Below are 25,752 nucleotides of genomic sequence, written 5' to 3'. Positions count from 1 at the left end.
TTCTCAGGATGAGCTCCCCCGAAGAGCGGGAGTCGCGCTACGGGAGACTGCGCGACATGATGCAGGACGAGGGTGTCGACGCGATGGTGGTCGTGGGGCGCGACGACATCCGCTATCGGGGTCGTACCGCCTACGTCTCCGATTACTGGCAGCTCCTCTCGGACGCCTTCGTCATCGTGCCCATGAAAGGCAACCCGATCTTCGTCGGGCATCCGGTTCTCGGGACCGCCCAGGCCGAGCAGTCCGACTGGCCGAGCGACTTCCGAACGGCCGGCCAGCCCGGGGAGGAGACCGCGCTGATTCTTCGCGATCTCGGACACGCCGCCGGCGAGGTCGGCGTGGTGGGGATGGCCGATGCCCTGTCCCATGCTCACTATCTGGAGATGACCGAGACGATCCCCGACGCCAACCTCCGGGATCTCACTCGACAGTTCGACGCCGTTCGCCAGGTGAAGAGCGACGAGGAACTGGCGAATCATCGTGAGACATCGGCGATCTTCGCTCAGATGTTCAAGGACCTCGAGCCGTCCATTCGACCGGGCGTCACCGAGATCGACCTCGTCGCCGAGGCCCACCAGATCTCGCGGGAGTACGGCTGTCGCTCGTCGATGGTGCTCGTCGGGTCGCCGCCGTTCGGTGCGCCTGCCTTCGGCACCATGAGGGAGATCGCCAAGGACGGTCTCGTGATGGTGTGGATCGAGGGACCGGGCCCGTCGGGTGCGTGGTTGGAAGCGCGTCAGCTGTACCGGCTCGGACCACTGTCCTCGGAGACACAGGACTTCTGGGACCTCCACGTCGAGTCGGTGACCGCTGGTATCGCCGCGCTGAAGCCGGGCGCGATGGCGAGCGACTTCGTGAAGACCACCGGTGAAGGTATGGCGGCTGGCGGCTGGCCGGTCGAGACGAATCCCGACGAACAGCACCACACATACAACCTCCACGGCATCGGCCACGACGCCATCGAGGGTGTCTGGGTGCCGGGGAACGATCGAGCTTGCCAAGAGAACGAGATCGTCAACGTCCATTGCTGGGTCGATTTCGCCGACCCCGCCGACGGAGACAAGCTCGGCTTTGTCGGCGTCACCGACAATGTGCTGGTCACCCCGGACGGGGGCCAGTTCATGACGTGGGACACACCCACGATCAACGAGCTCTGATCCTCTCGAGGTGATCTGGCTCGTCATGCAGAGAAAGGGAGGCCCACCATGCGCTTAGAAGGACGCACTGCGGTCATCACCGGGGGCGGCTCCGGCCTCGCCCGGGCCGTCGCCCTCCGATTTGCCGAGGAGGGTGCCAACGTCGTCGTCGGCGACATCCAGAAGGACCCGATCGGCGGTGGGCAGCCAACCGCTGACATGATCACCGAACAGGGCGGCAGCGCCATGTTCGTCCAGACCGACGTCAGCCGCTGGGACGACGTCGACAATGTGGTCAGCACGGCGGTCGACAGCTACGGCCGACTCGACGTGATGGTGAACGCGGCGGCTGTCTTCGAGGCGACGAACATCCTCGACACGACCGAGGAGATGTTCGACGTCCTCATGAACGTGAACGTGCGGGGCGTCTTCCTGTGCTGCAAGCGGGCGATCGCCGAGATGATCGACCAGCCCGAGATCAACGAGGTCCGGGGGAAGGTCATCAACTTCTCGTCCCAGCACGGGATGATCGGACCGCCCGACTTCTTCGCCTATGCGGTCAGCAAGGGCGCGATCATCAACATGACGCACCAGCTCGCCGTCGACTACGGACGCCACGGCATCATGGTGAACGCCATCGCCCCGGGGCGGATCCTCACCGGGACCCACGGTGACGTCGAAGACGACGACCATCCGTCGGTCGCCGAGTCGTTCAAGCGCACGCCCTTCCGACGCCTCGGACGGCCGGCGGACATCGCCGGTGCTGCCCTGTACCTGGCCTCGGACGACGCCAGCTACGTGTCGGGCATCAACCTGCTCGTAGACGGCGGCCACATGGCGTACTGATGGCGCCCCAGTTCCTCAACAACCAGGACGACTTCGGGTCGGGGCCGAGCCGCGACTACGTCGGCTACGGCGAGCACCCACCCGAGTTCTCGTGGCCAGGCGGCGCATCGGTGGCGATGAACATCGTCGTCAACTACGAGGAGGGGTCGGAGTACTCGCTGCCGATGGGTGACGGGCGCAACGACATGCTCGGCGAGGTGAACCGCCCGCTCGACCCGTCTATTCGCGATCTCGCCATGGAGTCGATGTACGAGTACGGCTCGCGCGTCGGAGTCTGGCGGGAGATGGGGATCTTCGCCGAGGCCGGCATCAACTGCACGTTCTTCGCCTGCGCCGTCGCCATCGAGCGAAATCCCGAGGTCGGTCGCAGGCTGATCGAAGAGGGTCACGAGATCTGCAGCCACGGGTATCGCTGGGTCGAGCACTATGCGATGACCAGAGACGAAGAGCGGGAGTCGATCCGCCTCGCCGTCGAGTCCTTCGAGAAGACTTGCGGTGAGCGACCGGTCGGGTGGTATTGCCGCTACGGGCCGAGTGTTCATACGCGGGAGCTGGTCGTCGAGGAAGGCGGCTTCCTCTACGACGGCGACTCGTACAACGACGAGCTGCCGTACTACGTCGATGTCGGAGGCACGTCACATCTGGTCGTGCCCTACGCGCTCGACCTGAACGACGTCCGCTTCGTCATGCCACAGGGGTACTCCTCCGGCGAGGATTTCTTCTCCGACGGTAAGGCGGCCGTCGACCGGCTCCGTCACGAGGCGGAACGGAGCGGCGTCGCCCGGATGCTGTCGGTCGGCACCCATCCACGTCTGTTCGGCCGGCCCGCACGCGCTGACGCCCTGGCCAGGCTGATCGACTACGCCCAGGGCACCGGTGACGTCTGGTTCGCCCGGCGAGACGAGATCGCCCGGTTCTGGCTGTCCGAGTTCCCGTCCGGCTGATGGCGACCAAGACCATCACCGCCGAGGCGCTGACCGAGGCGAGCTTCCGGGGGTTCGGGCAGGTCCTCGATCCGAACGCCTCCCGGGAGCCCGACTTCCACGGCCTCGGCTCGGTCGGATGGTTCGCCGACTTCCACTGTGGGAGCAGACCCCAGGTCGTCCTGTTGAGAACCGAGTACTTCGGGCTGCGCGTCAGCAAGCTCGAGCGCCACTTCCAGGTGGCCCAGACGTTCATCCCCCTCGAAGGTGTGCCGGCCGTCCTGGCCGTCGCTCCCCCCACCGAGCGCCAGGAGGCGTCGATTCCCGACCCCGACGACGTGCGGGCGTTCCTCATCGACGGCTCGGCCGGCTACCTGCTCAACGCGGGCACGTGGCACTCCCTCGATCGTCTGCCCATCCGGCCCGGCCACTCGTCGTTCGTCGCCATCTCCGACCAGGCGACGACCGACGAGCTGGCGTCGACTGACGAGAAGGACCTGAAGCTGACCCAGCAGGTCGATTACGAGGAGAGCTTCGATCTCGTCTTCGAGATCGACGTCTCCAGGAGCACCGGGTGAGCGAGCCCAGGAGCGCCTAGGGTCGCTCCGCGCTCGCACGACGCAGATCCGGGGTTGTATGAGCTACACGATCACCGTTGACACCGGCGGCACGTTCAGCGATCTCGTGCTCGCGGACGAGCACGAGGTGCTCGGTCTGTACAAGGGGGCCACGACGCCCGAGGACGTATTCGAGGGAATCCAGGTCGCCCTCGAGCTGGCCGCCGAGGACCAGGGTCAGACCGTCGCCGAGCTACTCGGGGACACCCGGACCTTCGTGTACTCCACGACCCACGCCACCAACGCGATCATCGTCGGTACGACGGCTCGCACCGCCTTCGTGACCACCCGTGGCCACCCCGACATCCTCGTCTACCGGGAGGGTGGCCGTGACAACTCCCTGAACCTCGCGATGCCCTACCCCGAGCCCTATGTGCCCCGCTCGCTCACCTTCGAGCTCGACGAGCGGGTCCTGCACGACGGGACCGTCCACATCCCCCTGGACGAGGAGGCGTGCCGACGAGTGCTCGCCCGGCTGGGCGAGCTCGAGGTCGAAGCCGTCGGCGTGTGTCTGCTGTGGTCGATCGTCAATCCCTCCCACGAGGTGCGCGTCGGCGAGCTCATCGACGAGATGCTTCCCGGGGTCGAGTACACCCTGAGCCACGAGCTCAATCCCCTCGCCAGGGAGTACCGGCGAGCCTCGGCCACGGTCATCGATGCGTCGCTCAAGCCCCTCATGCGTGCTCACCTCGAGGACATCGACCACCGTCTCCGGGAGCTCGGCTTCCAGAGCGACCCCCTGATGGTGACGCACATCTCCGGGGGTGTCATGAGGATGGACGAGATGACGACCAAGCCACTGCACAGTGTCGACTCGGGGCCGGCGCTGGCGCCCGTGGCCGGCCAGGTGTACGCCGATGCAGGAGGGGCCTCGGAGATCTCCCGCGACGTGCTCGTCGTCGATGCGGGCGGGACATCCTTCGACGTCGGCCCCCTGCGAGACGGTCACATCGTCTACACCCGTGAGAAGTGGCTCGGCGAGAAGTGGTATGGCCACATGACGGGTCTCCCCGCTGTCGACACCCGGTCGATCGGCGCGGGCGGTGGCTCCATCGCCCAGGTCGACCGCGGTGGGCTCCTCACCGTCGGCCCCCAGTCGGCGGGAGCGCACCCGGGCCCAGCGTGCTACGGCTACGGCGGCGATCGTCCCACCGTCACCGATGCGGCTGTTGCGGTGGGGTACATCGACCCGGCCTTCTTCCTGGGTGGGCGGATGCGTCTCGACGTCGACCTGGCCCGCCGGGCCATCGACGACCATGTCGCGTCCCGGCTGGGAATGAGCGTCGAGGAGGCGGCCAGCGCGATCCTGACCGTCTCGAACGAGAACATGAGGTCCTTCGTCACCGAGCTCACCGTGGCCCAGGGGATCAACCCCAAGGACTGCATCATCGTGGCCGGCGGCGGGTCCTCGGGCCTGGGAATCGTCTCCATAGCGCGGGAGCTGGGTGTGCTCGGCGTGTTCATCCCGAAGCTGGCAGCCGGCCTGAGCGCGGTCGGTGGCCAGTACTCCGACATCACCTCGGTGTTCTCCCAGAGCGTTGCCACCTCGTCGGACAGCTTCGACTACGACCGGGTCAACGCCGCCTTCGCGACGATGCACAAGGCGATGGACGAGGCCGACACCCGCGTCGGGGGGGAGGGCAAGCGGAGCCGCGCCTTCACGGCCGAAGCGCGTTACGCCAATCAGCTCTGGGAGATCGATGTCCCGCTGGGCGATCGGCGAGGCTTCGACGGCCCCGACGATGTCGCTGACCTCCAGGCTCGCTTCGACGACATACATCAGGCCGTGTTCGCCGTGAACGAGCCGGGCGCGCCCATCGAGGTGATCGCCTGGCGCGGTGAGACCCGGACAGCGAGCGCCCGACCGAAGCTTCCCACCCTGCCAACCGACGAGTCCCTGAGGGTCGAGGAGCACAGGGTTGCCTACTTCGAAGGGCGGTCGATCGAGACCGAGATCTTCCGGGCCGGGGGCCTGAGGGACGGCGAGATCATCGAGGGGCCGGCCATCATCGAGGAGGAGACCACGACGATCGTGGCACCCCCGGGGTCGACGATCGAGGTCACCGCAGCCGCATACATAGCGACGCCTGGAGGTGAGTGATGGCTTCGACGGCGACAGAGGTCGATGCGGTCGAGCTGGCGGTGATGTCGAGCCGCTTCGAGGGGATCGTGCGCCAGATGGAGAACACCCTCCTTCGGGCGGCCCGGTCGACGACGTTGGCGATCTCCCGCGACTTCTCGTGTTCGCTTGCCACGGCGGACGGTGACCTGATCGCTGTCGGCGAGGGGCTGCCGGTCCACGTGTACGGCGCTTCGCTCCTCAACCAGGCGATGCTCGAGGCCCATCCCGTTGTCCAGGAGGGCGACGCCTTCCTGCACAACGACCCCTATACCGGCGGCACCCACGCGGCCGACTACTCGCTCATCGTCCCCGTCTTCATCGACGGTGAGCACATGTTCACCGCGATCGCCAAGGGCCATCAGGCCGACATCGGCAACTCGATCCCCACGACCTATATGCCCCACGCGCGCGATGTCTACGAGGAAGGCGCCCTGCTCTTCCCCTCGGTGAAGATCCAGGAGAGCTACGAGGACGTCGCCGACATCATCCGGATGTGCCAGCGGCGGATCCGGGTCCCCGAGATCTGGTACGGCGACTATCTCGCCCAGGTCGCGGCGTGCCGCGTCGCCGAGCGCTCGCTGAATGAGTTCTGCTCGAGGTACGGACGTGAGAAGGTCGTCGCCTTCCTCGAAGCCTGGTTCGACTACTCCGAGATCAGGTGCCAGGAGGCCATTCGCGAGCTGCCGGCCGGCCACATCGAGGCGCGCAGCCACCTCGACCCGTTCCCCGGGCTACCCGACGGGCTGCCACTGATGGCCGACATCGACGTCGACAACACGACGGGCACGGTCACGATCGATCTGCGCGGCAATGCCGATTGCCTGCCGGTCGGGTTGAACCTGAGCGAGGCGACCGCGGTGAACGGGGTCATCGCCGGGACGCTGTACGTCGTGAACTCGCAGCGAGAGAGCCGGACCCCCCGGGTCGAGTTCAACGCGGGATCGTTCCGGTGCTTCGACGTGAAGATCCGCGAGAACTGCTGTGTCGGGATCCCGAGATTCCCTCGATCGTGCTCGATGGCGACGACGACGATCTCCGAGCGGCTCTTCCCGCTGGTCTTCTACGCCTTCGCCGAGCTCGTCGAGGGGTGGGGAGCCGCTGAGCCGTGCTACGGGCACCCGCCCTGCTTCGGCGTCGTGTCCGGCTATGACCCCCGCAAGGGAGGCGACTACATCGCCCAGCTGTTCAACGGTACGGCCGGAGGGCCCGCAACGGCCGAGTCCGACGGCTGGCTCTCCCTGGTCGCGATCAACTGCAACGGTCTGCTCTATCGCGACTCGATCGAGGTGGACGAGGCCAAGTACCCGCTCATCATCACCCAATCGCAGATCCGACCCGACTCCGAAGGGGCCGGTCGCACGCGAGGCGCGCCCGGGAACCTCTGCGAATACGGGCCCCTCCTCGACGAGATGCGCGTTCACTACCAGATGGAGGGAATCGTCCATCCCGCCCGGGGTGTCCGCGGTGGCGACGGGCCGACCGTGTGCTCGGCGGCCGTCGTCGGTCCCGCCGGTGGGGTGACCGAACGGCCCGAGGCGGTGGCGGCCGTCGACCTCCAGCCCGGCGAGAGGATCCTGTCCCGGTCAGCGGGTGGTGGTGGGTACGGCAGCCCCCTCGAGCGCGATCCCGACCTCGTGCTGACCGACGTGCGTGAGCGGTACGTCACGCTCGGCCGAGCCCGCGACGCCTACGGCGTCGTCATCACCGGCGACCCGGATCGCTTCGAGACACTCGAGGTCGACCGGGCCGCGACCTCCGAGCTCCGGGCCGGTCGCCTTGGCTGAGGCCGATCAGCACGAAGCGGTCCGTGAGCTTCGGGAGAAGGCGGTGACCGTCCGCGACGAGATGGGCGGAGCCGAGAAGGTCGAGCGGATGCGGACGGAGGGCACGCCGACCGTCCGGGACCATATCGAGGGGTTCCTCGATGGGGGGAGCTTCCGGGAGATCGGGACGTTCAGCCGCTCGATGCGCCTGGAGGACAGGGACCGAACCCCCGGCGACGGCAAGATCGGTGGGCACGGAACCGTCGAGGGCCGACCGGTCGCCGTCTTCGGCGACGACATAACCGTCCTCCGGGGCTCGAGCTCGATCGTGGGGACCCGCAAGGAGTACCGCCTCTTCGAACGAGCCCTGGCCATGGGCGTTCCGATCGTGCACTTCGGCCAAACGGGAGGGGCGCGCATTCCCGACACGATGGGGGCAGAGGGGATCTCCGAGCCCGGCGACCTCTTCACGATGGCCGCCCGCCACCACCAGGTCCCGATGGCGACAGCGATCGTGGGACAGTCCTTCGGCGGCTCGTCGTTTCTGTCCGCGATGTCGGACTTCGTCGTCATGACCGAGGGCTCGTGTCTGGCCGTGACATCCCCGCGCGTGTTCGAGATCGCGACCGGCGAGATCATCAGCTTCGAGGAGGTCGGCGGCGTCGCCGTCCACGCCGAGACGACCGGCCAGATCGATCTCGGGGTCGAGGCCGATGAAGAAGCGTGGGCGGCGATCCGCCGCTGGCTGAGCTATCTCCCGTCGAACGCTCACCAGCCGCCTCCGCGGGGCGAGCCTCCGGGCGAGATCGAGCCCGACCCCGGGCTCGTTGGACTCGTCCCGACCCAGCGAACCAGGGGCTACGACATGCGTAGGGTCGTCACCCGGCTCTGCGACGAGGGCTCCGTCTTCGAGCTCCAGCCCCGCTATGCCCGCAGCGTCGTGAGCGCGCTGGCCCGCATCGACGGCTTCTCAGTTGGCGTGGTCGCCAACAACCCGATGTTCAACGCCGGGGTGCTCGACCCGGAGTCATGTCACAAGATCATCCGCTTGATGACCGTGTGCGATGCGTTCAACCTCCCCGTCATCTTCATCGTCGACGTACCCGGCTTCATGGTCGGACGCCGGGTCGAGCACGACCGGATGCTCCACTGGGGTATGCGCATGATGCAGGCCCTGCAGCTCGCATCGACGCCAACCCTCACCGTGTGTGTGCGCAAGGCGTTCGGGCTGGCGTGGCAGGCGATGAACGGGTCCCAGATGCCGGCCCACGGCGTCTATGCGTGGCCCGGAGCGGAGATCGGCTTCATGGACCCCGAGGTCGGGGTGAACGTCGCCTACGGGACCAAGCTGGCCCAGATCGCCGACGAGGACGAGCGCGAGGCCGAGCGGGCCCGGTTGGTGACCGAGGTGGCCGAGGCGACGTCGCCGTACGAGGCGGCCGGCACGATGAGAGTCGACGAGATCATCGATCCGGCCGAGACTCGCATGATCCTGGCCGAGGACCTGAACAGCCTGGCCAGCCGTTCCCTGCCCCCACCCGAGTCCAGGCCCCTCAGCTGGTGGCCGAGTTGCTGACTCGCGATCGTCTATAGGCTGTCGGTGACGTCGGAGGTTCACCATGCACGTTGGCTATTCGGCGAACTTTCAGAACCCGGCTGATGCCCTTCCCGACAGTGAAGTCTGGGGTAGTGAGCTCGAGTTGATCGACGAGCTGGAGAGTCTCGGTTTCGAGTCACTCTGGACGGTCGAGCATCACTTCACCGACTACATCATGTGCCCCGACCCGGTGCAGTTCCTCACGTACCACGCCGGCCGCACGGAGAGAATCCTGCTCGGCACGGGTGTCATCGTGTTGCCCTGGCACGACCCCATGCGGATCGCCGAGCAGATCACCATGCTCGACAATCTCTCGGGTGGACGTCTGATCCTCGGTCTCGGCCGCGGTATCGCGCGCGTCGAGTACGACGGCTTCCGGGTCGACATGAACACCAGTCGCGAGAGGTTCATCGAGTACGCCGAGATGATCATCGAAGGGCTCGAACGGGGCTATCTCGAGCACGACGGTGAGTTCGTCCAACAACCCAGACGCGACATCAGGCCCAGACCCGAGCATTCGTTTCGGGGGCGGACCTACGCGGCTGCCGTCTCGCCCGAGTCGATGCCGATCATGGCCAAGCTCGGTGTCGGCCTGCTCGTCATCCCTCAGAAACCATGGGACATCGTCGAGCAAGACTTCGCTGTCTACAACGAGATCTACGAACAGGAGAACGGCTGCGCCGCTCCACCGCCGCTGTCGGGTGGGAGCTGCTTCGTCGACGAGTCGGCCGATCGGGCCGAGGAGATGGCGCACCGGTACATGGGGGCCTACTACGCGTCGATCATGCAGCACTACGAGTTCGGCGATGACCCTCACCGCGGCGTCAAGGGGTACGAGTTCTACACGAACATCACGAAGAACATCTCCCGCCATGGTGCCGAGGGAGCCGCCGACGACTTCGTGAAGCTCATGCCGTGGGGGACACCCGAGCAGGTCATCGAGAAGTTCGAGTTCATCAAGAACACGATCAACGCAGCCGGCTTCATGCCCGGATTCAGCTACGGCGGCATGCCCTACAGCGAGGTCGAGCGGAGCGTCCGTCTCTTCGCCGACAAGGTCCTGCCCGAGCTCAAGTCGTGGGACGCGCCGCCGTTACAGGTGCCCGCCCTCGCATCCGCCGCCTGAGCCGGCCGGGTTGGCGCCGATGACCGACTACAGCTCCGGGTGCGCTTGGGTCGACGGCGAGTTCGTCCCTTATGAGGCCGCCACGGTGCCCATCGCCGACACCGGCTTCCAGCACGCCGATCTCACCTACGACGTGGTCGGCGTATGGGGGGGCGCGTTCTTCCGGCTCGACGACCACCTCGACCGGTTCGAGAAGAGCTGGCAGACGATCTGTATGAACCCACCGGTCACTCGATCGGAGATGAGGGAGATCCTCTTCGAGTGTGTGCGCCGCTCCAGTCTCCGCGAAGCGTTCGTCGACATGCTGGTCACCCGGGGCATCCCCCACTCTCGTACCGCCGATCCGCGGACCTTCGTGAACCGGTTCTACGCCTATGCGATCCCGTACGTCTGGATCGTCCCCGCCGAACGTCAGGAGACGGGCTCGCATCTGGTGATCGCCGAGAACACGATCCGCATCCCGCCCGAAGCCGTCGACCCGACGGTGAAGAACCATCACTGGGGCGACCTCATGCAAGGGATGTTCGAGGCCTTCGACCGGGGCGGCGATCTCGTCGTGCTGCCCGATGCCGCCGGCAATGTGACCGAGGGCAACGGCTTCAACGTCTTCGCCGTCGCCGGCGAGCGGCTCTATACGCCCGATCGGGGCGTCCTCGAAGGTGTCACCCGTCGAACGGTCATCGAGCTCGCCTCCTCGGTCGGTATCGACACCGTGGTGGCACCGCTGCCGGTCGACGACGTGAGAGCGGCCGACGAGCTGTTCGTGACCAGTACGGCCGGCGGGGTCATGCCGGTCACGGTGCTGGATGGTGAGACGATCGGCGACGGGAAGCCCGGGCCGGTCACGACCCGTGTACGGGACCTCTACTGGGCGGCCCACAGCGACCCGGCCTACATCACGCCAGTCGACTACTGACACAACCAGACGACAGGAGGCAGCGATGCCACCGGGCACCGATCTCGACGTGGCTGTCGAGGCCGCTCGTCGCCGGTACGCCGACCGTCGGCCCGAGAGCGCGCGCCTCGCAGCGGCCGCTCGCGAGTTCCTGCCCGGGGGGAACACCCGCTCCGTGCTCGACTTCGAGCCGTTCCCGTTCCGTGTCGTGTCGGCCGAGGGGGGACTGCTGACCGACGTCGACGGTCACACCTATGTCGATCTGCTGGGCAACTACACGGCCGGCCTCCTCGGGCATCGTCCCGAGGCGGTCCGGCGGGCGGTGATCACGGCCCTGGACGCCGGGCTGTCGATCGGCGCCACGCACCCGGCCGAGCTCGAGCTCGCCAGGCTGGTGTGCGAGAGGTTTCCGTCGATCGATCAGGTCCGGTTCACCAACTCGGGGACAGAAGCGAACCTCTACGCCATCGCGACTTCGCTTCACGCCACGGGGCGACCGGGCGTTTTGGTGTTCCATGGTGGCTACCACGGTGGCGTCCTGTACTTCGGGCCGACCGGCAGGCCCCTGAACGTTCCCCACAAGTGGGTCTTCGCCGACTACAACGACACCGAGTCCGTTCGTCGTGCCTTCGCCGCTCATCCCGACGACATCGGCTGCGCTCTCGTCGAGCCGATGATCGGCGCCAGCGGCTGTATCCCCGGCGAGCCCGACTTCCTCGCCGAGCTGAGTGCCCAGTGCGATGCCTACGGAGCTCAGCTGATCTTCGACGAGGTGATGACGTCGCGGCTCTCGCCAGGCGGTGCCCAGGAGGTGCTCGGCATCACCCCCGACATGACGACGCTCGGCAAGTACATCGCCGGCGGTCTGACGATCGGTGCCTTCGGTGGTCGTCGTGAGCTGATGGCTGCCTTCGACCCGGCGGCCGGTGGCGGGCTGACCCAGGGCGGCACGTTCAACAACAACAACACCGTGAGCATGGCAGCCGGCGTCGCGGCCCTGACCGAGGTTCTGACACCAGAGCTCATGGCCCGGCGCCTCGGTGCTTTCGTCGCCGAGCAGTCTCGTTCGGTGTAAAAGCTCCCCATGTCCTACGAGCTGACTGGTCTCCAGGATCGAGTGGCGGTGGTCACCGGCGCAGGACGTATGAGGTCGATCGGCCGCCCGATCGCGGTCGCTCTCGCCCGCGCCGGGTGTGACGTCGTGATCACCGGCACCGGACGAGCACCCGCCGACTACCCCGAGGACGAGCAAGAGGCCGGCTGGCGCGACATCGACTCCGTCGCCGATGAGATACGTGGCGAGGGTCGCAGTGCCCTGCCCGTCGTGAGCGACGTGGCCGATCCCGACGCCGTCCAGTCGCTGCTCGCTCAGATCGTCGACGAGCTCGGGCCGGTCCACATCGTCGTGAACAACGCTGGCGCCGCCAAGGGCGCCGATCGTGTCCCCATCGTCGACCTCGAATTGGCTGCGTGGAACACGGTCATGAACGTGAATCTCACGGGCACGTTCCTGATGTCGAAGTACTTCGCGCGACACATGATCGAGCACAGCGAAGGGGGCTCGTTCGTGAACATCTGCTCGGTCTCGCCGCGCATCCTGGCGCCGAATAGCGCCGCCTACGCGACCAGCAAGGCTGCGGTGGAGACCTTGACGGCGTTCCTGGCCCAGGAGCTCGGTCGCCACGGCATCACCGCCAATGCGATCAACCCCGGGCTGATCGACACGTTCCGCCACGACGACTGGGGCCGGCGGGAGGAATGGACCGACTACATCGACAGTCGGATCGCAATGGAGCGGGCTGGAACGGGTGAGGACGTCGCTCACCAGGTTGTCTATCTGTGCAGCGATCAGGGCCGGTGGATCACTGGGCAGAGCTACACCATCGATGGTGGCATGGCGCCCGCGAGCTGATCGTCGGCCTGACCGGCTCAGATGTCGGGGTGCATCGTGTACCACTTCTCGGATTGCTCGTAGGCCCGTGCCACCTGGAACATCGTCACCTCGTCGAAGGGCTTGGCGGCGATCTGGAACCCGGTGGGGAAGCCATCGGCGTCGAAGCCACAGGGAACCTGGATAGCCGGGAGCCCGGTGAAGTTGAAGATGGGCGTATAGATCTCGAACGCCGAGCCGATGAAGTTCAGTCCGGGCGACTCCTCGGGCACCGGCCCGGGCCCCTGGAAGCCGGCCGTCGGCAACATGAGAACGTCACACTGGCTGGTGAGAGCGGCGCAGAGATCGTCGCGGACCTGGGCTCGGCACCGTGACGCCAGCAGGTAGTACGTGCTGCTGACCAGCATCCCCCACTGGAGAAACTGGCGGGTGTTCGGATTGAACTCGTGTCCACGGTTGCGCACATTGCGAAGGTGGATCGCGGCTGCGTCGGCCCACAGCGTCGGCCACTGGATGGCTTCGAGCTCGGCGAGACCGATGCTCGACACCCTGACGATCTCTGCGCCGAGGCTGCGGTATCTGTCGACCGCCTGCTCGTAGACCTCGAGCACCTTCGGATCACACGTCGCCTCGTAGAGGTCGGTCAGCAGGCCGATGCGCATGCCACCGATGTCCCGTCCGAGCTTCGCCGTGAAATCGGGTACCGGGGCGTTCGCCGAGCCCGGGTCGAGCTCGTCGTAGCCGGCCAGCCCCTGGAGCACGAGCGCCGAGTCCTTCACCGTCCTCGCTAGGGGCCCCGGGTGGTCGAGGCTCCACGCGAGCGGGAGTATCCCCCTCCTGCTCACCCGGCCATAGGTGGCCTTGAGCCCGACGTGCAGCAGACACTGGGCCGGCCAACGGATCGAGCCGCCCGTGCACGAGCCCATCGCCGAGTAGGCCATGCCCGCAGCGACCGCTCCAGCCGAGCCACTGCTCGAGCCGCCCGCCTCCAGGGACAGATCCCACGCACTGCGCACCGGCTCGACAGGCGATTCCAGGCTCTGGACGCCATAGGCGAACTCATAGGTCGCCGTCTTGCCCAGGATCAGGGCGCCCGCGTCCTTGAGCTTCTTGACGGCGACACAGTCCTCCTCGGCCACATAGTCCTGCAGGGGCTGGGAGCCCCAGGTCGTGCGCCCCATCTCGTAGATGTCCTTGATACCCATCGGTATCCCGTGGAGGGGACCGCGGTAGTCGCCTCGGGCGATCTCCTGCTCGGCCCGCTTCGCGTCGTCCATGACCTGCTCGTCGAAGACCGTGTAGTAGGCGTGGATGATCGGGTTCAGCTCCTCGATGCGGGTGAGCATGAGTTCTGTCACCTCGACGGGTGACACCTGCCGCTGCCGGATCCGCTCCGACAGGGACTCCATCGAGGCGAACGCCAATTCCTGTCCCGTGCTCGCCATGGCTACCGGTACCTCTCCAGGTCGTGAACCACGATCGGCTCGCTCAGCGGGAACTCCATGTCGTTGCCCATCGATCGGGTCCGGAGCATGTCCTCCAGGACCCGCTGCCACCCGATCAGGGCTTCATAGGCGGGAATGAGCTCCTCGAGATCCTCTTCGCTGGGTTCGATGCCCCACTCGGAGAGCTTGGCGATGACGATCTCCCGGGAGTCCATGGCCGCTCCTTCATCTCTCGTGAGACGGAGTCTATGGGTCCCCGTGGGGTCGAAGTCCGGGCTCTCACAGCCACCGGCGGAACCACTCGCCGCATGCGCCGGCCACCTCCCGCACCTTGGCCTCGTCGCGGTACAGGCCGAGATGCCCGGAGCGGGGCACGACCTCGAGGTGCTTCTTGGGTGTCGGGATGGCGCCGTAGGCCTCGATCTCGAGGTCCCACATCGTGTGGTCATCGCCTTCGGCCACCACCATCATGGTCGGGACGTCCACGAGGCGCTCGACGAACGGGTAGACGCTGTAGGCGAGCAGCATCTCCGTCGATGCGACCGTCGCCCTGTTCTGGTAGTTGGGGGCCCTGTTCTGTTGGAGCCACTCGAAGGTGTCACGCGACGCGGGGAACGGCCATGTCGAGACCTCGGTCTCGGGGGTCCGCGTGCCGTGAGGGATGTGCGAGTGCTCGCCGGTCACGAAGAGCTTCCTCCGGGCGGCGGCAATGGCCTCTTCCAGTCGGCGCATGCCGAGCGTCCCGTGTGCTCGGCGCAGCGTGCGGAGCCCGTCGACGACGGGAACGATCGACACGACGCATCTCACGCGGGGGTCGGTGGCGCCGAGGATGAGCACGTGGCCCCCTGAATAGGAGATCCCCCAGGCACCGACCCGCGCCGCATCGACGTCCGGGCGCGTCTCCAAATAGGAGATCGCATTGCGGTAGTCCTCGATCTGGTCGTGAGGGTCGAGGTGCTGGCGGGGCTCACCCCCCGAGGTGCCGAGCCGGCGATAGTCGATCAACAGAGCCGCCAGCCCGATGGCCGCGAATGCCTCGGCATAGAGCGGCTGCACGAGCTCCTTGACGTAGCACCATCCCCCCGCGAGCACGACAACCGGTGGCCGCTCGACGCCATCGGGCAGGTAGAAGTAGGCTTCGATAGTATCTCCAGCGCTCGTGAACTCGACGGTGTCACGGGTGAAGGACCCACCATCAGTCATCGTGGTCCTCTTCCTCGAGGAGGCGTGCCGGCATGGACATCGGCGTCAAGATACCCAACCACGGTCTGTTGACCCGAGACGAGACGGACTTCTACCTCCAGCCGATTCAGCCGGCTGACGTCCGTCCCTTCGAGTTCGCCCAGCTCGCAGAACGCCTTTCCTACCACTCGATCTGGCTCTCGGATCATGTCGTGATGGGGGGCGACCTCTCGATGGACTACCCGGTGACCTCGTCGCGGACGAGGGCCTATCCGGAGAGGCCGATGATGCTCGATGTCGCCGTGCTGTTGGGGGGCCTCGCTCACGCGACCGAACGGATCAGATTCGCTCCCTCGGTCCATATCGCGCCCTACCGGCATCCCCTCGCGTCGGCACATCAGTTCGCGACCGCCGACCAGCTCTCCGAGGGCCGGGTGATCATGGGCGTCGGGATCGGGTGGGAGGAGGACGAGTTTCGCGCCCTCGGCGCCGACTTCGAGAACCGCGGTGAGGTCACCGAGGAGTGCATCGAGATCTACAAGAAGGCGTGGTCCGACGACTGGATCGACCACGACGGGAAGCACTTCACGATCCATGGTGTCTCGATGGACCCGAAGCCATACCAGCAGCCCCGGCCGCCGATCGTCTACGGCGCAACGACGCCGATCGGAGCACGACGCGCTGCCCGACAATGCGACGGGCTCTACACCGTTCACGCCGAGCCCCATTGCCCGGTCGACTTCTACGCCGCTGCGAAGCACGCCGCGATTGCCGAAGGCGAGCGAATCGGCAAGGACATGTCGGGATTCTGGTACGGCACGATCTGCTCGGCGCTGCTCTGTGACTCCGACGATCCCATCCTCCGTGGGGCCAACCGGCCGACGATGACCGGAACGGCCGAAGACCTCCTCGAGGAGCTCGAGCGGTACGCCAACGAGGGGTACGGGCACGTGACGCTGATCTTCGACGTTCGGTCGAACACGATCGACGAGCTGTTCGATCTGGTGACCCGGTTCGGTGAGGAGGTGCTGCCGGAGGCCCAGAAGATCGAGGCCGCCCCCTTCGTCTGAGCTGCTGGGGGAGCGCCTGCTACAGCGTCCGCCAGTCGTCGTGCTGCTCGAAGGCGGCGGCCGCCCGGTAGATGGTCGTCTCGTCGAAATGGCGACCGACGAGCATGAGCCCTACCGGTAGCCCATCGCTCAGCCCACACGGCAACGACAGCGCCGGATGGTGGGTGAGGTTGAACGGCCACGTGTTGGTGAGCGACTCATAGGACCGGGTCATGATCTCCTCGCGAGAGGCGTCCGGCCCGGGCAGCACCGACGCCTTCATGGGTGTCGTCGGCAACAACAGCAGATCGACCTCCTGCAGGGCCGCGTCGTATCTGGCCTTCAGCCGCCTGGTCTGGTTGATGGCCTTGGCGACGTACCTCATACCGCTCTCGCGCTTGAGGAGCGCCGCAGCGATCAGGAAGACCTTGACCCCCTCAGGCAGATCGTTCGGTCGCTGACGCCAGGTGTTCTGGACCTCATAGAAGCTCTCGACGAGGGGCTCGTTGCGTCCCAGCGGCAGGCCGTCGTTGGTGTACATGATGTCGATGATCGCCGGGATGAACGCGGCCGAGATGATCGCTGCGTCCCGGTGCATCGACACCGAGATGTCGCCGACCTGGGCGCCCAGCTTGGCGAAGCGCTCGGCCGCCGCTCTGACCTTGGCGTCGACGTCGGGATCCGAGTCGTCGTAGCCGAAACCCTCGGTCAACACACCGATCTTCAAGCCCGTAACGCCCCCGCCGAGGGCCTCGGTATAGGCCTGAGCCTCCTGGTCAGGCTGGCGCTCGTCGAGCCCGTCCGGCCCGGCGATCACCTCGAGCATCAGAGCGTTGTCGCCGACCGATCCCGTCATCGGACCCGTGTGGTCGATGCTGGGGTCCATCCCGAGTATGCCGGTATAGGGCACCAGGCCGTGCGTCGGCTTCAGGCCGTAGATGCCGCAATAGGAGGACGGGATGCGAATCGATCCGCCCTGGTCGCCACCCATGGCCAGATCGACCTCGCCGGCCGCCACGAGGGCGGCGCTGCCCGACGACGATCCGCCGGCCGACCGCTCATGGTTGAGCGGGTTCAGGACAGGGCCGGACTCGCTGATGTGGCTGCCCGCCGAGAAGCAGTACGCCTCACAGACGGACTTGCCGGCGATGGTCGCTCCCGCGTCGAGGAGCCTCGTCACGACGGTTGCGTCGACGGGAGGCACATAGCCCTCGAGGATGTGCGTGCCGTCCATCATCGGCACGTCGGCGACGAAGATGTTGTCCTTGATCGCCACGGTCCGACCGCTCAGCTTGCCGCTGCTCGCTCCCTCGATGTCGGTCCGGACATACCAGGCGCCCAGCTCGTTCTCGGCCGGGTCGGGATACGCCCACTCCGACCGCGGGTACTTCACTTCCACGGGCTCGTCGGGCAGGTCGGCGATGCTCTCGGCCCCCTCGACGGACCCCCGCACGGCCTCGACGAACGAGGCCAGGTCGTCATCGCCAGCGAAGCTCAGCCCATACGAAGCTGCCAGGTCGGCGATGTCACGATCGGCTGCACTTGTCATGCCCTGACTATACGCATCAGCGCCGAGTCCAACCCGGGGTCGAGTCAGATGTGGCCCCCCTCACCCCCGTCGACCACGATCGTCGCACCGTTCATATACGACGCTGCGTCCGAGCAGAGGAAGACAATGACGGCCGCGACCTCATCGGCTGTTCCGTACCGGCCCAGTGGAACACGAGCTGCGTTGCCGTCGAGGACCCCTTGGCGAGTGCCGCCAGTGGCCTCGGCGACCTCGTCAGCGGCCCGATCCCACATGGCGGTATGGATCAGGCCGGGCAGAACAGAGTTGACGAGGACATTGTCCGGCCCGTACTTGCCGGCCAGCGCCTTGCCGGTCGCCACCATCGCGGCCTTGGTGGCCGCATAGTCGATGAGAGCCGCCCCGGGATAGAGCGCTGCGCCGCTGGCCACCATGACGATCCGATCCCACTTCTGGGCGCGCATTGCCGGAAGACAATGCCGGGTGCACCGAACGGCCGACATCAAGTTGAGCTGGAACAGGTCCTCCCAGTCGTCATCGGACATGTACAGGAAGTTGCGCGAGGGCGAAGCGCCCACGTTGTTCACGACGATGTCGGCCGGCCCGATGTCGGCGCCGACCGACGCGAGGAAGGTTGCCACGGAGTCCGGATCGGCCATGTCGGCGACATAGCCGTGAACGGCTCCGCTGGCCGACTCGGGTGCATACTGACTCAGCGCGGCGACACCGTCGTCGTGGCGAGCGCAGAACGCCACCCGGGCGCCGTGGTCGGCGAGCTGGCGCACAGCAGCGGCGCCGATACCGAGGCTCGCTCCCGTGACGATGGCCGTGTGCCCGCTGAGGTCGAGATCGAGCATGGTGTGTCTCCAATCAGACTCGCGCGGCCGGAGTTGCCAGCGACGGTAGGCCGTGTGCACTGACGCCTGCGCAATGTCGGGTGTTCGCGAGGAGCGAACACATCCTGCAGCAACCCGGGCCGTTCGCCGCGGTGCCGAGGCATCGACTGGCCTACCCGGGAGACCAGAGCAGCCTTCCGGACACTGTCCTTGCGCGTCGTTGCTGGCGGCGCGTCGTGGGTCTCAAGCTCTGCGTGATGTGAGCGTCCGCACAATGGAAGTGACCAGGAGCGTCAGGGCGATGCTTCCGCCGACCGAGATCGGCAACGCTGCTCGGCGCAGCGCGACCAGGGCTGCGGTGAAAAGAATGAAGGCGCCATAGGGTCGCATCGGTACTCCTCGGACAGGCGGATCTATCCTGTGACGGCGCCACGACCCCGCCCTTCGTCAGCGACGCTCTCCGCTCACAGCGATGCCACGACCTGGCAACGATCAGGCAACCGAGCGCTGGCCAGCAAACTCGAGCCGATCTGCTCGGCTCGACCTCGAGCCCCGCTCGTGCCGGCCAGATGCGTGCTGGTCCGTGACGCATTCTGGTGATGTTCGCGGGGGCGTTTTGCCGGAACGTGTGCGACGATCGCGCAGTGACCGGCGAGCTGGACCGGGTCTGGATCCGCCATGATTGGCGAGCCCGCGTGGGTTCGCCATGATCCCGGTCGACCCGCACGCCTACCCGATCGACATCGAGCGGTACCGCAACGCCGACCTGCGCTGGCTCGATGAGCTCGACCGGGTCAGCGTGCATGCCGGCGTTCCGTATCAACGCATGGGCACGCGGGGCATCGAGGAGGCGGACTGGCTGCGCGCCGACGAGCTTCGCGCCAGCGAGCTCGCCCTCAAGCGCAGACTCCACGACGAGGCCCATGGGGAGGTGTTCGCTGCGCTCCCCGGGAGCGAGGGCTCTTGCGCCGAAGCAAGCGGGCTCGTCCACGACTGGCTGGCCCGCCACTTGCCTGAAGCGCTGTCGGAGTGGGACGACACGATCGCCCCACCGCTGGCCAGAGCCGGCCTCGCCATACAGGAGGACCTGTGCGTCATGGAGCAAGCCGACGGTGGCTGGCGTTTGACCGCGGGGTTGGTGGGCTTCCCGACCTACTGGGCGACTCGGCGACAAGCTCGGCCGACTCCAGGAGGACGTCCACGGACCCGTCCCCCATTATGAGCATGATCTTGCCACCCGGGTGTCGCGGTTCTTCGACCGGCTCTCCCCGGACCGGATCGTCTCACGCCGCAACTGGGGCTTCAGCGCCCACCCCCTCCTGTTCGCTCCCGACCAGAGCGCGCTTCGTCAGCCCGATGCCTTTCACCCCGACCACCTTTGGCTCCGCAGCGAGCGTCAGACACTGCGACGATTGCCCGCTACAGGGGCCATCCTGTTCACGATCCGCGTCCAGCTCGCACCATCGGCGGCGCTGACAAGGCTCCCTGACCTCGCCGCACGACTCCTCGAAGCGATCAAAGACTGGACTCCCGAACTCGTCGAGAGCCGGGGTGGGCGCTATGGCTGGATCGACGACGTCACCGCCTGGCTGGGCTCCATCAGTACTGGCTGAGTGCCAGTGGACCGCTCCGTTCCCGCAGTACCGAGCGGGTGGTCAGCGTCCCCGGCCCCGGCTGCTGTGAGCGGGGTTCTCGGGGGCGCCGGCGCTTTCGATGCCGGGGCCGGTGAGACTCGCGCCCTCGGACCTCTTCGGTCAGCAACACGCTCGATCGGGCCGCGCTAGACACGTTCGATGGACGATAGGCCGAAGCAGATCACTGGGTACTGCGAGCCGCTCTCACTCCGCGCCGGTGACCACATCAGCCTGAAGGCTTCGAGCCACAGCCCCGGTCCTGCGACCCTTGACATCGTCCGGATCAGCTGCGGTGACCGCACTCGCTATGGGCCGGGATTCTCCGAGACCGAAATCGACAGCAGCCTACCCGACCGGGTCGATCTCTCCGAAGCGGCCCTGATACCGGGGTCCTTTGCGAGCGTCGATCTCAAGGGGCTCACCGCCGCTCAAACATTGCAGCTCGAGTTCGCGCTCATGGCGACCAGGCCGTCCGAGTCGCAGCCGGTCGTCGTGCTGGAGGGAACCACGGGCACAGTGGTCGAAATCGCCCTCGACAGTGGCCACCTGATCGCCCGATCGAGCGTAGCTGAGCTGCGCCTTCGTTCTCGACCTATTGCCGGACGGAGGTGGTACCGCATCGAGCTCGACGTCGACCTCGAAACAGGAGCTATCACCGCTCTGGCTACGACAGCGCCAACAGTCTCACCGGGCCGTGACCTCCTCGAGGTCGATCCCGAGCCGACCATCGGCGACGGCTCAACCGGCCCAGTCGATCTCCAGACGATGTTGCTGGCTGCATCGCCAAGCGGTGGTCGCTTCGACGGGCGCATCTCGTCGCCGCGACTCGGCGTCGATGGTCTGGAGCTCAGCTGGGACTTCAGCTCGGACATCGGCGATCGGACCATCGCGGATCTGGGCGGCGTCGATCGCCCACTCGAGCTCCACCAGCTCCCCGCCCGCGCCGTAACCGGCCCCGCCTGGAACGGCACCGTGCATCGTTGGTGCGACGAGCCGACTCACTACGACGCGATCCATTTCCACAGCGACGACCTGTACGACGCCGGATGGCAGGAGACTGCGTCGTTGGATCTGCCTGCCGATCTGGCCAGCGGGATCTACGCGTTCCGTCTGCGCGGCGACGCCGGCGACGACCGAATCCCGTTCTTCGTGCGCCCGGCGATCGGTGCGCCGACCGCTGACATCGCGCTGCTGATGCCCTCTTGCACGTACATGGCCTACGCGAACCACCGGATGCTCTTCGAGGGGACCGATTTCGTCGAATCAAGGACGCGGCTCCGCCCCGAGCACGAGTACGTGAGGGACCATCCCGAGCTCGGTCTTTCGACCTACGAGAAGCACTCCGACGGCAGCGGCGTCATGTTCAGCTCGAGACGTCGCCCGGTGCTCCAGCTGCGTCCTGGGGCAGACGGCTGGAACTTCACGCCTGACACAGTGATCAATGCCTTCCTCGATCACCTTGCCGTCGGGCATGACATCGTCACCGACGAAGACCTACATGCCGAGGGCGTCGACGCGCTCGCTCCGGACCGGGTGATCGTCAGCGGGTCGCATCCCGAGTACTGGTCCACGGTGATGCTCGACGGGCTCGAGCAGTGGCAGCGCGGCGGTGGAAGGCTGATCTACGCGGGGGGCAACGGGTTCTACTGGCGGGTCGCATTCAGCGACAGTTGGCCCGGTGCGATCGAGCTGCGTCGCGCCGAGGATGGGGTGCGGAATTGGCAGTGCGAGCCGGGCGAGAGCTACCACGCCTTCGGCGGCGAGTACGGCGGGCTGTGGCGGCGACTCGGCCGAGCACCGAACGAGCTCGTGGGGATCGGCTTCGCCGCCCAGGGATTCGACCGCGCCAGCTACTACGAGCGGACTGAGGCGAGCTATACCTCACGGGCCGCATGGATCTTCGACGGGGTACACGGAGAGCGGATCGGGACTTCGGGACTGGGCGGCGGGGCTGCTGGCCAGGAGGTCGACCGCTACGACACTCGCCTCGGATCGCCCGAGCACGCCATTGTCCTGGCATCTGCCACTGACTTCGGGCCGGACATGATCCGCACCAAGGAGGAGTTCGAGGCCGCCGTGACCTTCCCAACGCCCGACCCATACGTCCGGGCCGACATGACGTTCTTCGAGACCCCGAACGGGGGCGCGGTGTTCTCGGTCGGTTCGATCTCGTGGTTTGGCGCGCTGGCCCGAGACGGCTGGGACAACGACATAGCCCAGATCACTACCAACGTCGTGCGGCGATTCCTCGACCAGGCGCCGTTCGAGCTTCCGTGACCCCTCTTCGTCAGCCTGATCGGGATGGCTATCGAGAGCCGGGAGCCTGACGAGACCCTGATCCACAGCGATCACGGCACCCAGGGCCAGTTCACGTCAGGCCTATAGGAGCGTCGAGCCGCCGCTCGAGCTGCGCAGTGAGCGGCGGCGTTTTGCTGCCGTCATGCCGGTACCTCGGCCACGGGTCGAGCCTCGATGATTTCCGACCCCGCCAGCGCTTCGAGCCCCGACGCGTAGCTGGCGCGCTGGCGCTCGTCGATCAGTCCAGCCTCGATGGCCGCGTCGAGGGCGAGCTCGACGCTGTCGTGGTGTTCGAGTGATCGGACGACCTCGACGAGGCCGGTGGCCTTCACGAAGACGAGCCGACGGGAGTCGAAGTGGTAGGCCAGCGCCGAACGGCTCGGCCCGCAATGCGACCTTGGAACTGAGGCGATACGGGGCCTCAGGGTCGAAGCCTTCCGGGGAATCGGGCTGAGCGGAGATGGCTCAGTACACCCCGCACATGCCGTCGATGGAGATTTCCTCGACGAGGAGCTCCGCTTCGACGAGATCGTCCTGCGCGACGGCCTCTCGTGCGTCCTCGTCGCCGGCCACGACCTCCAGTGCTTCGACAGTGTCGGTCACCTCGATATGCATCGGTCTCGTCGTGGTCTGGCGGTCTGTTCGTGGTAATCGGCCTGCCCGCCCCCTCGCCGGCAGGCGTCACACGGGCGGTGGCGGTGCGACCGGGGTCTCGCCTGCTCGAGCTCGGCTGCGAATGTGGCCGGGCGGTTGTCGAGGTACAGGCGGGTGACCGGCTCGAGCTGGTGACGCTCGCCAGGATGAACGGGCCGTCCTCGCCGAGGAGACCTACTATGCGCCTGCCGTGTCACCATCCAGCAGCCCCAGGCTCTGAGCCATGACCGGCGTCGACCTGGCCATCGACTCGACGCGGTTGACCAAGTACTACCGCCGCCAACGCGGAGTCGAGGACGTGGATCTCGATGTGCGGTCAGGTGAGGTGTTCGGCTTTCTCGGACCGAACGGCGCGGGGAAGTCGACGACCATCCATTTGCTGGTAGGGCAAATCCGCCCGACATCAGGCTGCGGGAGGGTGCTCGGCCTCGACTGCTGGCGCGAGCGCGACGCGGTCCAGCGGCGCGTTCCTGCCCGGGGAGTTCGCCTTCTATGAGCGGCTGACTGGGGCCGAGATGTTCGACTACCTCGCAAAGCTACGAGGCGGGATATCACTGCGGCCATTGGCGGATCTGGTCGATCGGTTCGCTGTCGAGCTGGGTCGACCGATCCGGGACCTGTCCATGGGCAACCGGCAGAAGCTCGCGCTGGTACAGGCCCTCATGCACGAACCGGAGCTCATGATCCTCGACGAACCGACACTTGGTCTCGACCCGCTGCTACAACGCGAGTTCCAGAACCTGGCCCGCGAGATCCGTGACGAGGGCCGAACACTGTTTCTTTCCTCACACACCCTCTCCGAGGTGGAGCGGGTGGCTGACCGGGTCGGGATCATTCGCGACGGCTCGCTTGTCGAGGTGGCCGAAGTGAGCCAGCTGAAGCAGATGGCGGTGCGCCGCGTCGACTTCGAGTTCGCGGTGCCGATCGAGCCGACGCGCTTGGAGAGAGTCGATGGTGTGCGCAAAGTCGACATCGACGGGCGAGCCGCCAGGGTCGAGGTGGAAGGGCCTCTCATCCAGTTGATGAAGGTCGCCGCCGACCACGAGATCGTCGACCTCCATGTCCGGGAGGCCGACCTCGAAGACATCTTCCTCGACTACTACCGCAGCGACACCCCACCAGCCGGAGAGAGCCGATGACGGCGGCGGTCGTGGCCCGAGGTCTCCAGGATTGCCGACGCGGGGTGATCGGCTACGGCATCGGCCTCGGGCTGATGATCGTCTGGGTCATGGCCCTCTACCCGAGCGTCGAGACCGAGCTCGCCGACTACGTCGAGGCCATGCCCGAGACCATGAAGTCGCTGTTCGGCATCGAGGACATCACCAGCCTGGCCGGATTCGTACACGCCGAGGTCTTCACCATCATAGGACCACTGGTCTTCCTCGCCTTCCGGCAGGGCGATCTCGATGCCGATCTGCTTCCCGGGGTACCCCAGCGTGGGCCGCTGCGTCCTCGTCGCGGCGCCGTCACATGGCGAGCGCGCATCGGCAGCCGCCGTGCGTGCGTTCGTGGACCATGACGCGTTCGGCGACGAGGATCAGCCCAGCGCCGACGATTGCGCCGCCGATGACATCGGTCGGCCAGTGGGCACCGAGGTAGACGCGGCTCAGGCCGACGGCGACGATCATCGATGCTTGGCCCCGCGCCGCGAACGCGTCGGACACCCGTTTGGGCACGTCCATCGCGACGTTCATGATGTGCGGGTAGTTGGACGGGAGCTCGTACAAGACGCCCTCGAAGCGGTGCTCAGTTCGATCCGTCACGCACGCTCCCCTTGGGCCCCGTGGGGTCGGGTTGGGTCACGCGGTCTGCCGGCTCTTGACCGACGCAGCTTGCGGTGGTTTGGGATCTCCGCCTGCACGGCGACCCCAGAGGACCTACCTCCATCACTGGCACAGCACGGTCCGTGCTGGCGACCTTCTACATCGTCATCACTTCCCTTCAGGACACACGAAGGTGCCCGATACTCGGTCGTGGCTGGTCAGGCGGCGTTTCGGTATTCGTTGATGAGTCCGTCGCAGCGGGTGGATCTGACGACGCGTAGCCGCGGCTGGGAAGCGGCCGCGGTTGATTGTTGGTTGCCCAGCGGGGGGCAATTGTCCGAGAGAGCGGTAGGTGTGGGTGCCAAAAACCCCGTCGTGAGTCTCTGACTAGCGACTTCGCGTCACGCAGCGATCAGTTCGGCGGTCCAGGGGCCGCGTGTACTTAGG

Annotated in this window: 25 protein-coding genes and 1 pseudogene; 18 read left to right on the top strand and 8 right to left on the bottom strand. The window is 66.6% G+C overall.

Annotated elements, in window-relative coordinates; translation table 11 throughout:
• Window positions 1–8: 8 nt before the first annotated feature.
• The 11 genes from ACOCMM_RS12220 to ACOCMM_RS12170 are packed head-to-tail and all read left to right on the top strand — an operon-like array spanning window position 9 to window position 12,937.
• Entirely contained in the window at window positions 9–1,157 is a 1,149-nt protein-coding gene (locus ACOCMM_RS12220; protein WP_419553419.1) for a M24 family metallopeptidase, read from the top strand.
• 48 nt (window positions 1,158–1,205) lie between these two features.
• Window positions 1,206–1,982, top strand: a complete 777-nt coding sequence (locus ACOCMM_RS12215; protein ID WP_419553418.1) for an SDR family NAD(P)-dependent oxidoreductase — start codon at window positions 1,206–1,208, stop codon at window positions 1,980–1,982.
• Window positions 1,982–2,926 (top strand): polysaccharide deacetylase family protein, encoded by a 945-nt coding sequence (locus ACOCMM_RS12210; protein ID WP_419553417.1) that lies wholly within the window; start codon window positions 1,982–1,984, stop codon window positions 2,924–2,926. Before ACOCMM_RS12215 ends, ACOCMM_RS12210 begins: the two co-directional genes overlap by 1 nt.
• Window positions 2,926–3,483 (top strand): ureidoglycolate lyase, encoded by a 558-nt coding sequence (locus ACOCMM_RS12205; RefSeq protein WP_419553416.1) that lies wholly within the window; start codon window positions 2,926–2,928, stop codon window positions 3,481–3,483. Before ACOCMM_RS12210 ends, ACOCMM_RS12205 begins: the two co-directional genes overlap by 1 nt.
• A 58-nt stretch (window positions 3,484–3,541) precedes the next feature.
• Entirely contained in the window at window positions 3,542–5,623 is a 2,082-nt protein-coding gene (locus tag ACOCMM_RS12200; RefSeq protein ID WP_419553415.1) for a hydantoinase/oxoprolinase family protein, read from the top strand.
• Window positions 5,623–7,428, top strand: a complete 1,806-nt coding sequence (locus ACOCMM_RS12195) for a hydantoinase B/oxoprolinase family protein (protein WP_419553414.1) — start codon at window positions 5,623–5,625, stop codon at window positions 7,426–7,428. Before ACOCMM_RS12200 ends, ACOCMM_RS12195 begins: the two co-directional genes overlap by 1 nt.
• Window positions 7,421–8,983 (top strand): acyl-CoA carboxylase subunit beta, encoded by a 1,563-nt coding sequence (locus tag ACOCMM_RS12190; protein WP_419553413.1) that lies wholly within the window; start codon window positions 7,421–7,423, stop codon window positions 8,981–8,983. Before ACOCMM_RS12195 ends, ACOCMM_RS12190 begins: the two co-directional genes overlap by 8 nt.
• 43 nt (window positions 8,984–9,026) lie before the next feature.
• Entirely contained in the window at window positions 9,027–10,130 is a 1,104-nt protein-coding gene (locus ACOCMM_RS12185) for an LLM class flavin-dependent oxidoreductase (protein WP_419553412.1), read from the top strand.
• A gap of 19 nt (window positions 10,131–10,149) precedes the next feature.
• Entirely contained in the window at window positions 10,150–11,046 is an 897-nt protein-coding gene (locus ACOCMM_RS12180; RefSeq protein ID WP_419553411.1) for an aminotransferase class IV, read from the top strand.
• Window positions 11,047–11,071: 25 nt separating this feature from the next.
• Window positions 11,072–12,100: an aspartate aminotransferase family protein gene (locus tag ACOCMM_RS12175; protein ID WP_419553410.1), complete on the top strand. Its 1,029-nt coding sequence runs from the start codon at window positions 11,072–11,074 to the stop codon at window positions 12,098–12,100.
• Between the two features lie 9 nt (window positions 12,101–12,109).
• Window positions 12,110–12,937 carry an SDR family NAD(P)-dependent oxidoreductase gene (locus tag ACOCMM_RS12170; RefSeq protein WP_419553409.1) on the top strand — a complete coding sequence of 276 codons (828 nt, stop codon included), beginning with the start codon at window positions 12,110–12,112 and terminating at the stop codon, window positions 12,935–12,937.
• Window positions 12,938–12,954: 17 nt separating this feature from the next.
• Here ACOCMM_RS12170 and ACOCMM_RS12165 read toward each other — a convergent pair whose 3' ends face one another.
• From ACOCMM_RS12165 to ACOCMM_RS12155, 3 genes are all read right to left on the bottom strand, one after another.
• Window positions 12,955–14,361 (bottom strand): amidase, encoded by a 1,407-nt coding sequence (locus ACOCMM_RS12165; RefSeq protein WP_419553408.1) that lies wholly within the window; start codon window positions 14,359–14,361, stop codon window positions 12,955–12,957.
• Between the two features lie 2 nt (window positions 14,362–14,363).
• A complete protein-coding gene (locus ACOCMM_RS12160) occupies window positions 14,364–14,576 on the bottom strand; it encodes a hypothetical protein (RefSeq protein ID WP_419553407.1) in 213 nt (70 codons plus the stop codon).
• A gap of 64 nt (window positions 14,577–14,640) precedes the next feature.
• Entirely contained in the window at window positions 14,641–15,564 is a 924-nt protein-coding gene (locus ACOCMM_RS12155; RefSeq protein ID WP_419553406.1) for an alpha/beta hydrolase, read from the bottom strand.
• A 32-nt stretch (window positions 15,565–15,596) separates the two neighbouring features.
• On the opposite strand from ACOCMM_RS12155, the gene ACOCMM_RS12150 reads away from it, so the two are divergent.
• Window positions 15,597–16,613 (top strand): LLM class flavin-dependent oxidoreductase, encoded by a 1,017-nt coding sequence (locus ACOCMM_RS12150; RefSeq protein ID WP_419553405.1) that lies wholly within the window; start codon window positions 15,597–15,599, stop codon window positions 16,611–16,613.
• A 19-nt stretch (window positions 16,614–16,632) separates the two neighbouring features.
• Here ACOCMM_RS12150 and ACOCMM_RS12145 read toward each other — a convergent pair whose 3' ends face one another.
• Together ACOCMM_RS12145 and ACOCMM_RS12140 are read right to left on the bottom strand one after the other, a co-directional pair.
• Window positions 16,633–18,141 carry an amidase gene (locus ACOCMM_RS12145; protein WP_419553404.1) on the bottom strand — a complete coding sequence of 503 codons (1,509 nt, stop codon included), beginning with the start codon at window positions 18,139–18,141 and terminating at the stop codon, window positions 16,633–16,635.
• A 44-nt stretch (window positions 18,142–18,185) separates the two neighbouring features.
• On the bottom strand, window positions 18,186–18,977 hold the full coding sequence (locus tag ACOCMM_RS12140) for an SDR family NAD(P)-dependent oxidoreductase (protein WP_419553403.1): 792 nt from the start codon (window positions 18,975–18,977) through the stop codon (window positions 18,186–18,188).
• Window positions 18,978–19,662: 685 nt separating this feature from the next.
• Between ACOCMM_RS12140 and ACOCMM_RS12135 the strand changes: the two genes are divergently transcribed.
• From ACOCMM_RS12135 to ACOCMM_RS12125, 3 genes and pseudogenes are all read left to right on the top strand, one after another.
• Window positions 19,663–20,178, top strand: coding sequence for a heme-dependent oxidative N-demethylase subunit alpha family protein (locus ACOCMM_RS12135; protein WP_419553402.1), 516 nt, complete (start codon window positions 19,663–19,665; stop codon window positions 20,176–20,178).
• A gap of 10 nt (window positions 20,179–20,188) precedes the next feature.
• Window positions 20,189–20,569: pseudogene (locus tag ACOCMM_RS12130) on the top strand (heme-dependent oxidative N-demethylase subunit alpha family protein); the annotation flags it as partial.
• Window positions 20,570–20,749: 180 nt separating this feature from the next.
• Window positions 20,750–22,867: a N,N-dimethylformamidase beta subunit family domain-containing protein gene (locus tag ACOCMM_RS12125; RefSeq protein WP_419553401.1), complete on the top strand. Its 2,118-nt coding sequence runs from the start codon at window positions 20,750–20,752 to the stop codon at window positions 22,865–22,867.
• Window positions 22,868–23,028: 161 nt separating this feature from the next.
• Here ACOCMM_RS12125 and ACOCMM_RS12120 read toward each other — a convergent pair whose 3' ends face one another.
• Together ACOCMM_RS12120 and mftA are read right to left on the bottom strand one after the other, a co-directional pair.
• The gene (locus tag ACOCMM_RS12120) at window positions 23,029–23,220 is read right to left on the bottom strand and encodes a hypothetical protein (RefSeq protein ID WP_419553400.1); all 192 of its coding nucleotides are present in this window, start codon (window positions 23,218–23,220) and stop codon (window positions 23,029–23,031) included.
• A 133-nt stretch (window positions 23,221–23,353) separates the two neighbouring features.
• Window positions 23,354–23,503 (bottom strand): mycofactocin precursor MftA, encoded by a 150-nt coding sequence (gene mftA, locus ACOCMM_RS12115; protein ID WP_419553399.1) that lies wholly within the window; start codon window positions 23,501–23,503, stop codon window positions 23,354–23,356.
• A gap of 262 nt (window positions 23,504–23,765) precedes the next feature.
• Between mftA and ACOCMM_RS12110 the strand changes: the two genes are divergently transcribed.
• From ACOCMM_RS12110 to ACOCMM_RS12100, 3 genes are read left to right on the top strand one after another with little or no spacing between them, the layout of a single operon-like run.
• Entirely contained in the window at window positions 23,766–24,038 is a 273-nt protein-coding gene (locus ACOCMM_RS12110; RefSeq protein ID WP_419553398.1) for an ATP-binding cassette domain-containing protein, read from the top strand.
• A gap of 19 nt (window positions 24,039–24,057) precedes the next feature.
• Window positions 24,058–24,681 (top strand): AAA family ATPase, encoded by a 624-nt coding sequence (locus ACOCMM_RS12105; protein ID WP_419553397.1) that lies wholly within the window; start codon window positions 24,058–24,060, stop codon window positions 24,679–24,681.
• A complete protein-coding gene (locus ACOCMM_RS12100) occupies window positions 24,678–25,061 on the top strand; it encodes a hypothetical protein (protein WP_419553396.1) in 384 nt (127 codons plus the stop codon). The genes ACOCMM_RS12105 and ACOCMM_RS12100 overlap by 4 nt, the downstream gene beginning before the upstream one ends.
• Here the strand turns inward: ACOCMM_RS12100 and ACOCMM_RS12095 are convergent.
• Complete coding sequence (locus tag ACOCMM_RS12095) at window positions 25,009–25,305, bottom strand: phosphatase PAP2 family protein (protein WP_419553395.1); 297 nt, start codon at window positions 25,303–25,305, stop codon at window positions 25,009–25,011. The two genes, ACOCMM_RS12100 and ACOCMM_RS12095, sit on opposite strands and share 53 nt — an antisense overlap.
• Between the last annotated feature and the right edge of the window lie 447 nt (window positions 25,306–25,752).

The sequence above is a fragment of the Candidatus Poriferisodalis sp. genome (assembly GCF_965198245.1).
Lineage (GTDB): Bacteria > Actinomycetota > Acidimicrobiia > Acidimicrobiales > Poriferisodalaceae > Poriferisodalis.
This window is presented reverse-complemented; position numbering and strand designations above follow the sequence as displayed.